Annotated in this window: 6 protein-coding genes; 5 read left to right on the top strand and 1 reads right to left on the bottom strand. The window is 73.4% G+C overall.

The features are described from left to right. Positions 1-47 precede the first annotated feature (47 nt). Positions 48-767 (bottom strand): hypothetical protein, encoded by a 720-nt coding sequence (locus ITJ55_RS10535; RefSeq protein ID WP_194595309.1) that lies wholly within the window; start codon positions 765-767, stop codon positions 48-50. A 325-nt stretch (positions 768-1,092) separates the two neighbouring features. Between ITJ55_RS10535 and ITJ55_RS10530 the strand changes: the two genes are divergently transcribed. From ITJ55_RS10530 to ITJ55_RS10510, 5 genes are all read left to right on the top strand, one after another. Continuing rightward, complete coding sequence (locus ITJ55_RS10530; protein WP_370544119.1) at positions 1,093-1,809, top strand: molybdenum cofactor guanylyltransferase; 717 nt, start codon at positions 1,093-1,095, stop codon at positions 1,807-1,809. A 9-nt stretch (positions 1,810-1,818) separates the two neighbouring features. After that, on the top strand, positions 1,819-2,076 hold the full coding sequence (locus ITJ55_RS10525) for a DUF6457 domain-containing protein (protein WP_056263026.1): 258 nt from the start codon (positions 1,819-1,821) through the stop codon (positions 2,074-2,076). Further along, positions 2,073-3,245 (top strand): molybdopterin molybdotransferase MoeA, encoded by a 1,173-nt coding sequence (locus ITJ55_RS16290; protein WP_194595308.1) that lies wholly within the window; start codon positions 2,073-2,075, stop codon positions 3,243-3,245. Before ITJ55_RS10525 ends, ITJ55_RS16290 begins: the two co-directional genes overlap by 4 nt. Before the next feature lie 140 nt (positions 3,246-3,385). Further along, positions 3,386-4,357 carry a formate dehydrogenase accessory sulfurtransferase FdhD gene (gene fdhD, locus ITJ55_RS10515; protein ID WP_194595307.1) on the top strand — a complete coding sequence of 324 codons (972 nt, stop codon included), beginning with the start codon at positions 3,386-3,388 and terminating at the stop codon, positions 4,355-4,357. After that, the gene (locus ITJ55_RS10510; protein WP_194595306.1) at positions 4,354-6,666 is read left to right on the top strand and encodes an FdhF/YdeP family oxidoreductase; all 2,313 of its coding nucleotides are present in this window, start codon (positions 4,354-4,356) and stop codon (positions 6,664-6,666) included. Before fdhD ends, ITJ55_RS10510 begins: the two co-directional genes overlap by 4 nt. Positions 6,667-6,669: the final 3 nt, after the last annotated feature.

Genomic DNA, 6,669 nt, shown 5'->3' with positions numbered 1-6,669 from the left:
GGGGGGCGGCCCCCCCCGCCCCCGCGCCTCCTCTGCGTGCTCCCGCCTCACCCCCAGAGGCGGGTGACGATCGAGCCCATGAGGTCGTCGGTGGGGACGTTGCGCTGGGTCACGGTGACGACGACGCCGTCCCTCACCAGCACGGTGTCGGCCATGTCGACGCCGTACATCGGATCGGTCGTCGCGTACTGGCACAGCGTGCCGCCGTAGGCCTCCGAGCAGTCGTAGACGACCCCGTCGAGCCAGAAGGGCGAGGTCGACTCGCGCTTCTCGGCCAGCCAGGCCGGGTAGGCCGAGGCGGTGGCCGCGTCGACCGTGCTGACGTCGGCGAAGAGTCCCGTGATGTCGGCACGCACGTCGCCCCACCCGCAGCGGAGCACGTCGCCGGCCGACACGACCTCTCGCGGGTCGGAGTCGGCCGCCGGCGCGGTCGGGGTGACCTGGCCCATCGGCTGCCCGAAGTAGGCCGGGTCGTTGAGCGGTGCGTCGCCCATCGTGGCGGCGTAGGTCGCGGCGTCCACCAGGTCGGTGCAGTCGGTGGGGATCGACGCCGGCCGCGTGGTCGGAGTCGCGGACGGGGTCGGACTCGTCGACGGGGACGCAGCCGACGACGGGGACGACGAGGTCTCGGGTGATGCCGCGACGTCGGTCGCGACCCCGCTCGGCTCCGGCTGGGGCGAGCCGGCGTCGTCGGTCGACGAGGCACAGCCCGAGAGCAGGGCGGCCAGCGCCAGACCGACGACGGCCGTCTTCACGGTGCGGTTCATGGTGGTCTTCCCTTCGCCGGGCGAGCGGGCCTGATCCATCGGCCGTGACTCCGACAGTAACGAGCACGGCGTCGCACGGCCTCGGCACCGAGGACGAGATCGACTCATCCCCGGGTCTCGACCTCGCCGGAGACGTCCCTGCCGCAGGTCTAGGCTCTCGGCGTGGACGCGGCCGTCGGGCGTCCGGAGAGGCACGAGATGACCATCGACACGCTCGCCACCACGACCGACCTCTCACGGTCGGCCGGGCTGCTCGCCGACGACCAGGTGCTGCTCGACCCGACCGGCCTGCTCAACCCGGGCAGGGCGTTCTGACGGTGGCCTCGTGACGGGCTCGCTCCGCACCTCCGACGGCGCGACGATCGCCTCCGACGGCTCGGGAGCCGCCCCCGGGGGTGCCGGACCGGACGCCGGGTTCGACGCCGTCCTGCTGGCGGGGGGTCGCGCCTCCCGGGTCGACGGGGTCGACAAGACGGCCTTCACGAGCGGGGACGCGACGCTGCTCGACCGGGCGGTCGAGGCGTCGGCCGGGGCCCGCACCCTCGTCGTGGTCGGCCTGCGCGAGGGCCGGGTGCCGCCCGCCGGGGCCCTGCTGACCCGCGAGCAGCCCGCCTGGTCCGGGCCCGTCACCGCGCTGGCCGCCGGCCTGGACGTGGTCGCGCGACCGGCCCCGTGGACGCTCGTGCTCGCCTGCGACCTGCCGCGTGCGCCCGAAGCCGTGCGGGCGCTGCTCGGGGACGGCGGCCGTCACGACGGCGCCGGCAAGCACGGCGCCCGCGAGCGCCGCGACGGCGTGCTGGCGGTCGACTCGGGTGGCCGACGTCAGCCGCTGCTGGGGCTCTACCGGACCGGTGCCGTCCGGGCACGACTCGAGGCGCTGCGGGCCGAGGACTCCCTCGTCGGCCTGTCACTGCGGCGGCTGCTCGACGGCCTCGACCTGCTCGAGGTGCCGGTGCCCGACGAGCTCTCCGCCGACGTCGACACCGTGGCCGACGCCGATCGCCTGGGTGTCGTCCGGCACGAGTCGCACCCGACTGGTTGAGTGACTGGCATGACCGACACACCTGCCGACCTCGACGCCTGGGCCGAACGACTCGCCCGAGCCCTGGGGCTGCCCGACGACTTCGTGGTCGACGTCCCCGAGGTGCTCGACCTCGCACGTGACGCGGCGCACGGCGTCGCCCGGCCGGCCGCCCCGCTGACGACCTTCCTCGTCGGCTACGCCGCGGGGCTCGCGGGGGGCTCCCGCGCCGAGCTCGACCGCGCGGTCGCGACCGCCACCGCGCTCGCCACGGCCGACCCGGCGTGACGGTCCGGCGGGCCGACTGGCGCGTCGCCCGGGCCGAGGCGAACGACGCCGCCCGGGCACTCCCCCGGTCCGTCGAGACGGTCTCGCTCGACGACGCGGCGGGACGCACGCTCGCCCACGAGGTCGTCAGCCTCGCGCGGGTGCCGGGCTCCGACGTCTCGGCCATGGACGGCTGGGCGGTGGCCGGCGACGGACCCTGGCACCTCGGTCGGCCGATCGTCGCGGGCCGGATCGTCGACGGCGTCGATCCGCTGCCACCGGGGACCGCGCGCCCCGTCACCACCGGGGCCGTCGTGCCGACCGACACCGAGCGCGTGCTGCGGTCGGAGTCCGGTCACGTGGTCGACGGCGTCCTGACGGCGGGCCCCGACCCGCGCCGCCCGTCGCACGTCCGTCGTGCCGGAGAAGAGATCGACCACGGCGACGTCCTGCTCGCCGCGGGCACGCTCCTCACCCCGCCCCGCCTCGCCGTGCTGGCCCTCGGCGGGCACGACGCCGTGCCCGTCGTCGTCCGACCGGCGGTCGCGCTGGCGGTGCTCGGCGACGAGGTCGTGGCCGAGGGCGTACCGGGGCCGGGCACCGTCCGCGACGTGTTCTCGGTGCCGGTGCCGCGCCTCCTCGGCTCCCTCGGCGTCGCGGCGACGTCGACGGCGCGGGTGCCCGACGACCTCGACGAGACCGCCGCCGCCCTGGACCGCCCGGAGCACCGCCTCGTCGTGACGACCGGAGGCACCGCCCACGGTCGGACCGACCACGTCCGCGCCGCCCTCGACCGGCTCGGTGCCGAGCTGGTCGTCGACGGTCTCGCGATGCGCCCGGGCCAACCCCTGATCGTCGCCCGGCGGGGCGGGACGCTGTACCTCTGCCTGCCGGGCAACCCGATGGCCGCCTACGTCGGGCTCGTCGTCGTGGGGACCGCGCTGGTCGACGGGCTGCTGGGTCGACGGCCCGCGCCTCCCGCGGGCCTCACGCTCGCGGTCGACGTGGTCCACCCTCGGCCCGGCGTCCTCGTGCAGGCGTACCGCACGACCGCGGCCGGCGCCGTCCCCACCGAGCGGCAGTCGTCGGCGATGCTGCGCGGGCTGGCCGACGCCGAGGGCCTCCTGATCGTGCCCGAGGGCGGCGCGCGGGCCGGCGACGTCGTGCCGGCGCTCGGCCTGCCGTGGTGACGGGCGGCCGGGCTGCCGGGCCGTCGCGGGACCGCCCGGGGGTCGGCGTCGACTCGTCCCCAGGGTGGCGCGCGGGGCGCTCTTGTCCACCCGAGGCCCGTCGACTTTCGGCGGAGGCCGATCGGGGGTAGACCTGAGCCATGGCACGAATCACGGCACGACGGCCGGTGACCCGCATCACCGTCGGCGACGACGGGGCGGGCGTCCGCAAGACGATCGACACCCTGGCGGTCGAAGAACCGCTCGAGATCCGCGTGGGCGGTTCGTCGCTGGCCATCACGATGCGTACGCCCGGCCACGACTTCGACCTCGCCGCGGGGTTCCTGGTCTCCGAGGGCGTCATCTCGACGGGCGACGAGTTCTTCGCGGCGCGGTACTGCGCCGGGGCCACCGCCGAGGGCCTGAACACCTACAACGTGCTCGACGTCACGCTCGCGCCCGGGGTGCCCGCCCCCGACCCCAGCCTCGAGCGGGCCTTCTACACGACGAGCTCGTGCGGGCTGTGCGGCAAGGCCTCGATCGACGCCGTGCGCACGAAGTCGCAGCACGAGGTGCTGCACGACCCGCTCGTGCTCGACCCGGCCCTGCTCGCGACCTTCCCCGACCGCCTCCGCGAGGGGCAAGACGTCTTCGAGAAGACCGGCGGGCTGCACGCCGCCGCCCTCTTCGACGGCCGCACCGGCGAGCTGCTCGTGCTGCGCGAAGACGTGGGGCGGCACAACGCCGTCGACAAGGTCGTCGGCTGGGCCGTCAAGGAGGCGCGGCTGCCGTTGACCTCGACGGTCCTGATGGTCTCGGGTCGCGCCTCGTTCGAGCTGACGCAGAAGGCCTCGATGGCCGGCATCCCGATGCTCGCCGCCGTGTCGGCACCGTCGTCGCTCGCCGTCGACCTCGCGAACGAACTGGGCGTCACCATCGTCGGGTTCCTCCGCGGGCGGTCGATGGTCGTGTACTCGAGACCCGACCGGCTCGGCGAGCCCGACGGCACCGAGCCGGCAGCCCGCGCCGGCGGTGCCGGTGACGCGACCCGCGCCTCCTCGTCCCCCGACTCCCCCGGCGGCGCGACGCGCGCGTCGACCCCCGTCCCCCTGACGATCGGAACAAGACCGTGACCGAGAAACCCCCCGTCTCCGACGTGACCGACGCCGACATCGAGGTCGGCCCCCCGCGCGAGTGGGCCGCCGGCGTGCCCGGCGTGCTGCACTCGATGGAGCCCGCGGTCAAACAGTTGGGGCTGGCGCGCACGGTCAAGCTCATGACGTCGCTGAACCAGAAGGACGGCTTCGACTGCATGAGCTGCGCCTGGCCCGACCCGCACCACCGAAAGGTGGCCGAGTTCTGCGAGAACGGCGCCAAGGCGGTCACGTGGGAGGCCAACCCGGTGCTCGTGCCCGACACGTTCTGGGCCGAGCACTCGATCACCGACCTTCTCGACAAGACCGAGTACTGGCTCGGCATGCAGGGCCGCATCACCAAGCCCGTGCACAAGCCCGTCGGCAGCGACCACTACCGCGAGGTGTCGTGGGACGAGGCCTTCCGAATCGTCGGCGACAAGCTGAGGTCGCTCGAGAGCCCCGACGAGGCGTCGTTCTACACGTCGGGTCGCACCTCGAACGAGGCGGCCTTCATCTACCAGCTCTTCGTCCGGGCGTTCGGCACGAACAACCTGCCCGACTGCTCGAACATGTGCCACGAGTCGACGAGCCTCGCCATGGCCGAGGTGGTCGGCATCGGCAAGTCGACCATCGCCTACGACGACTTCGAGCAGGCCGACCTGATCGTCATCCTCGGCCAGAACCCGGGCACGAACCACCCGCGCATGCTCACCGCCCTCGAAGACGCGAAGCTCAAGGGCGCCACGATCGTCGCCGTCAACCCTCTGCCCGAGGCCGGACTGCGCCGCTACAAGAACCCCCAGCTGCCCCGCGGCGTGGCGGGTCGCGGAACCGAGATCGCCGATCAGTTCCTGCAGATCCGGCTCGGCGGCGACATGGCCCTGCTGCAGGCCGTCGCCAAGCGCGTGCTCGAAGCCGAGGACGCCGCACCCGGCACCGTGCTCGACCACGAGTTCCTCGCCGAGCACACCGTGGGCCTCGAGGCCTTCCGCGAGCACATCGCGCAGGTCGACGACGACGAGGTGCTGCTGGCGACCGGGCTCGACCGGGCCGAGATCGACGAGCTCGCCGACCGCTACCTGGCCTCGGACCGCGTCATCATCACCTGGGCGATGGGCATCACCCAGCACCGCAAGGCCGTCGACACGATCAAAGAGATCATCAACCTGCTGCTGCTGCGCGGCAACATCGGCAAGCCGGGCGCCGGGGCCTCGCCGATCCGTGGCCACAGCAACGTGCAGGGCGACCGCACGATGGGCATCTGGGAGCAGGTCTCCGACGAGTTCCTCGACGCCCTGCAGAAGGAGTTCCGCTTCGACCCGCCGCGCGAGCACGGCGTCGACGCCCTCAAGGGCATCAAGGCCATGCAAGAGGGCCGCATCAAGTTCTGGATGGGCATGGGCGGCAACCTCGTCGCCGCCATCTCGGACACCCAGCTCGCCGAGGCCGCGATGCGCGGCACCGACATGACCGTCCAGGTCTCGACGAAGCTCAACCGGTCGCACGCCGTCGTCGGGGCCGAGGCGCTCATCCTGCCGACCCTCGGCCGCACCGAGATCGACGTGCAAGCGGCCGGGCCGCAGTTCGTCTCGGTCGAAGACACGGTGTGCTCGGTGCACGGCAGCCACGGCCAGGTGCCGCCCGTCGCGCCCGACCTGCTCAGCGAGGTCGCGATCGTCAGCCGTCTCGCGCAGGCGACGCTCGGCGACCGGGCCGACCTCGAGATCGACTGGCAGGCCTTCGAAGGCGACTACGACACGCTGCGCGACCACATCAGCCGTGTCGTGCCCGGCTTCGAGCGCTACAGCGAGCGGGTCCGCAGCCGCGAGGGGTTCGTGCTGCCGAACGGGCCGCGTGACTCGCGGACGTTCCCGACCGAGGTCGGCAAGGCGATCATCACGGTCAACGACCTCGAACGCGTCGAACGGCCCGAGGGCACGCTGCTGCTGCAGACCCTGCGCTCGCACGACCAGTACAACACCACGATCTACAGCCTCAACGACCGGTACCGCGGCATCAAGAAGGGCCGGCACGTCGTCTTCGTCAACCCGCTCGACCTCGACGACCTCGGACTGGTCGACGGGCAGAAGGTCGACGTGACGACGGTCTGGACCGACGACGTCGAGCGCGTGCTGCGCGACTACCGCATCGTCGCCTACCCGACGGCTCGGGGGTGCGCCGCGGCGTACTTCCCCGAGGCGAACGTGCTCGTGCCGCTCGACAGTGCGGCCATCGGCAGCAACACCCCGGTGTCGAAGGCGGTGCTGGTGCGGGTGACGCCGGCGGCGGTGCCGGTCGGGGTCTGACGC

The sequence above is a fragment of the Frigoribacterium sp. VKM Ac-1396 genome (genome assembly GCF_015350895.1).
Taxonomy (GTDB): Bacteria; Actinomycetota; Actinomycetes; order Actinomycetales; family Microbacteriaceae; genus Frigoribacterium.
Note: the sequence above shows the minus strand (reverse complement) of the source record. Positions and strands in the feature narration are given on the sequence as shown.

Excerpts from the sequence above, each read along its gene's own strand:
- ITJ55_RS10535 (WP_194595309.1), bottom strand. The coding sequence starts at position 767 with ATGAACCGCACCGTGAAGACGGCCGTCGTCGGTCTGGCGCTGGCCGCC.
- ITJ55_RS10525 (WP_056263026.1), top strand. The coding sequence starts at position 1,819 with ATGACCGACACACCTGCCGACCTCGACGCCTGGGCCGAACGACTCGCC.
- fdhD (WP_194595307.1), top strand. The coding sequence starts at position 3,386 with ATGGCACGAATCACGGCACGACGGCCGGTGACCCGCATCACCGTCGGC.